Source organism: Methylobacterium bullatum (assembly GCF_014845095.1).
In the GTDB taxonomy this organism is placed as follows: Bacteria; Pseudomonadota; Alphaproteobacteria; order Rhizobiales; family Beijerinckiaceae; genus Methylobacterium; species Methylobacterium bullatum.
In genome coordinates, this window is the sequence record NZ_NKUG01000190.1 from 1 (window position 1) to 3804 (window position 3804).

Consider the following 3804-nt stretch of genomic DNA (forward strand, 5'->3'; position numbering starts at 1 on the left):
ACCCCCCTGCTGTTCTCGCGTCCGCACACCCACGTCCCCGCCGCCGCCGCCGAACCTTTCATCCACGAGGTTCTACTGATCCCTTTCCCTGCCCGCGACGAGCCTGTCGGTACCCTGTGGGTCAGTGCCCATGACGGGGAGCGTGCTTTCGATGGTGAGGATCTCAGGCTGCTCACGCGCCTGACGCGCTTTGCCTCCGCCGCCTACGTCATGACCGGGGCCCTCGATGAGGCGCAGGCTGCGAGGGAAGATCTGGAGCGGCGCGTCACCGACCGCACGAAGGCGTTGCGGGAAAGCGAGGAGCACCATGCGTTCCTGCTCCGCTTGAGCGACATTCTCCGACCGCTCAAGGCACCGGCCGAGATCGCGGAGGCTGCGGCCCGGCAACTCGGCGATCACCTCAATATCAGCCGCGCTTGCTACGGTGAGATCAGCGAGGGTCGCTTGACGATCCAGCGCGAGCATGGCCGCGGTGTCTCTTCCATCGTCGGCGAGTATTCCTTGGACGCTTTCGACCCGGAGTTTCTCGCGGCCTACCGTGTCGGCGAAGTCGTGGCGGTGTGTGACGTCGAGACGGACGCACGTCTCGGCGCTGCCGCGAAAGCCGAACTCCAGTCACGAGGCATCGCTTCCTTCGCCGATGTCGTTCTGCTCGGGGACGGTCAGCGGACGAGCATCCTCTGCGCCCAACACGCGATCCCTCGTTCATGGACCGAGGCCGAGCGGTTCCTCATCCGCAGCGTCGGCGAGCGGATGCGGTCGGCGATCGAGCGTGCCCGTGCCGAGGTGGCGCTTCAGGAGAGCGAAGAGCGATTCCGTGCCTTCGTCACGGCGAGTTCGGACGTGATCTATAGAATGAGCCCGGACTGGTCGGAGATGCGTCGGCTCGACGGACCGGGGTTCCTCGCGGACGAGGGAAGCCTGGGCCAGGGCTGGGTGAACGGCACCATCCTTCCGGAGGATCGCCCCACCATCGACGCTGCCATCGACGGAGCGATCCGTGGCAAGCAGGTCTTCGAACTGGAGCATCGTGTTCGACGGACCGACGGCAGCGTCGGCTGGACGCACTCGCGCGCCGTTCCGATCCTGGCCGGCAACGGCGAGATCGTCGAGTGGTTCGGAGCCGCCAGCGACGTGACGGCACGGAAAACGGCGGAGGCGGCGTTACGCGAGAGCGAGGAGCGTTATCTCGGTCTCTATAATGCCCTCGACCAGGGTTTTTGCACCATCAGGGTGGCGTTCGACGGCGAGGGCAACCCGGCCGACTATCGGTTCGAGGAAGTCAGCCCCGCCTTCGAGGCGCAGACCGGCATCAGGGATGCGGCTGGCCGGTGGATGCGTGACATCACGCCCGGCCTGGACCAGTTCTGGATCGATGCCTACGGTCGGGTCGCCCTAACGGGAGTACCCGCGCGGTTCGAGGCCGGGTCCGAGCAGCTCGACCGGTGGTGGTCGGTCTATGCCTATCGCATCGGCGATCCGAATGCGCGCACCGTGGCGCTTCTGTTCTCCGACATCACCGAACGCAAGCGTACCGAAGCGGCCCTGCGCGAGAGCGAGGCGCGCCTCAGCCAGTTCGGCGAGGCCTCTTCCGACGTGCTCTGGATGCGCGACGCCGCGACGTTCCAGTGGATGTATCTCACACCCGCCTTCGAGACGATCTACGGCCTGGACCGAACGGCGGCCCTCTTCGGCGACAACATGGTGGGATGGGCCGATCTCATCGTGCCGGAGGACCGCGAGCGTGCGGTCGCCAATCTTCAGCGTGTCACGATGGGAGAGCGGGTCAGCTTCGAGTACCGCATCCGGCGGCCGACCAACGATGAGATCCGCTGGCTGCGCGATACCGCCTTCCCGATGCGTGACGCGTCCGGAACGGTGCGTTGGATCGGCGGCGTCGGAAGGGACATCACCGAGGAGAAGGAGAGGGCCGAGCATATGTGCGTGCTCGTCGCCGAACTGCAGCATCGCACCCGCAACCTCATGAGTATCGTGCGCGCCACGGCTGAAAAGACCTTGCGGAACAGCGCGGATCTGGCGGACTTCAAGGCACGCTACATCGTTCGTCTGGCCGCCCTGTCCCGGGTACAGGGCCTTCTCTCCCGCCTCGCCGAGGGGGCGCGCATCACCTTCGACGAGTTGATCCGCAGCGAGGTCGCCGCCATCGACGGGGAGGGCGCGAGGATCGTCTTGCAGGGGCCATCCGGCGTGGCTCTGCGCTCGTCGACGTTGCAGACCTTCGCGCTGGCCGTGCACGAACTCGCGACCAACGCGGTCAAGTACGGCGCCCTCGCGCAACCGCAAGCCCGCCTCGAGATCAACTGGCACTTGGAGCATGCCGAACCGGAGCAGAGGCCCTGGCTGCACGTGGACTGGCGCGAGCGTGGCGTCGTCGTGCCGATGCAGACGGGCTCGCAACGGAATGGGGCGGGCCGCGAGCTGATCGAGCGGGCCTTGCCCTACCAGCTCGGTGCCAGGACAACCTACGTGATGGAATCCGATGGGGTTCACTGCACCATTGCGCTGCCCGTATCGGGACGCATGATGTCCGGGAAGATGGCCGATGCCTGAGGACACGCTCCAAGCACGACGCATCCTCGTCGCGGAGGACGAGTATTTTCTCGCGGACGAGCTGAGCAGCGCGCTGCAGGACGTAGGAGCCGAGATGCTCGGTCCGGTCGCCTCCGTGGAGGGCGGATTGCGCATGCTGGAACGAGGCGCCGCGCCGGACGCCGCATGCCTGGACGTGAATCTCGGCGGCGAGAACGTCTACCCGCTCGCGGACGCCTTGATCGCACGCGCCGTGCCGTTCGTGTTTACTACGGGATACGACCAGGCCGACGTCCCGGACGCCTACGCTCACATTCGCCGCCTGGAGAAGCCGGTCGAGGTCGCGACGGTGCTGAGAGCGCTGGAGGACCTTTTCAGATCCTGAGCAGGTTTCGCAGAAGCGGCCCCCGGTTCTGCGGCAAAAACCTCCTCAGTGGTCAGGGCCTGACGCTGGGTACCGCCGCGACATATGCCGAAGGTCGGGGCTTGGAAGCCGGTGTTGCCGTGGAGCATGTCGGCGGCCGGAAGGCCTCGGTCGGCGAGGGAGGGGGCATCCGCGGCCGGCCGTCTGGCCTATGATGGCGCGCCATAGGCAGTCACCGCGATACAGGCCCCCATGACCCCCATCCGCATCCTCGGCATCGATCCCGGCCTGCGCCGTACCGGCTGGGGGCTGATCTCCGTCGTCGGGGCGAAGCTGACTTACGTCGATTGCGGCGTGGTGACCTCGGACGGGGATCTGCCGCTCGCCCTGCGCCTGCGGGAATTGCACGAGGGCATCACCCGCGTGGTGTCGGGGTTTTCGCCCGACGAGGTCGCCGTGGAGGAGACCTTCGTCAACAAGGATGCGCAGGCCACCCTGAAGCTCGGGCATGCCCGCGCCATCGCCCTGCTGGTGCCGGCCCTGGCCGGGTTGCCGGTTTCCGAATACGCCGCCAACTTGGTCAAGAAGACCGTCTGCGGCTCCGGGCACGCCGAGAAGGTGCAGATCCAGGCGATGGTGAAGTTCCTGATGCCCAAGGCCGAGTTCAAGACCGCGGACGCTGCGGATGCCCTGGCCATCGCCGTCACCCATGCCAACCATCGCGGGGCGCATGCCCTGAAGAAGCTCCACGCCCCCGTCGCCGGGGTGAGCGGGCTTGCCGCCGCGCGGATCGCGGCGGCCCTGGCGAAGGGGTGAGCATTCTCCTCTCCCACCTTGCGGGAAGAGGCGGGGGCCGCACCGCCTGAAACGCCTCCCCGCGCGGGGAGGCG

General features: G+C 67.0%; 3 protein-coding genes. All 3 read left to right on the forward strand.

Going from position 1 to position 3804, the window contains the following annotated elements:
- On the forward strand, window positions 1-2571 hold a 2571-nt coding region (locus tag MBTS_RS21330), incomplete at its 5' end, for a PAS domain-containing protein (RefSeq protein ID WP_192216425.1).
- Complete coding sequence (locus tag MBTS_RS21335; protein WP_147830896.1) at window positions 2564-2935, forward strand: response regulator; 372 nt, start codon at window positions 2564-2566, stop codon at window positions 2933-2935. The genes MBTS_RS21330 and MBTS_RS21335, both read left to right, overlap by 8 nt.
- A gap of 231 nt (window positions 2936-3166) precedes the next feature.
- A complete protein-coding gene (ruvC, locus tag MBTS_RS21340) occupies window positions 3167-3730 on the forward strand; it encodes a crossover junction endodeoxyribonuclease RuvC (protein ID WP_018041974.1) in 564 nt (187 codons plus the stop codon).
- The last annotated feature ends 74 nt before the right edge of the window (window positions 3731-3804 follow it).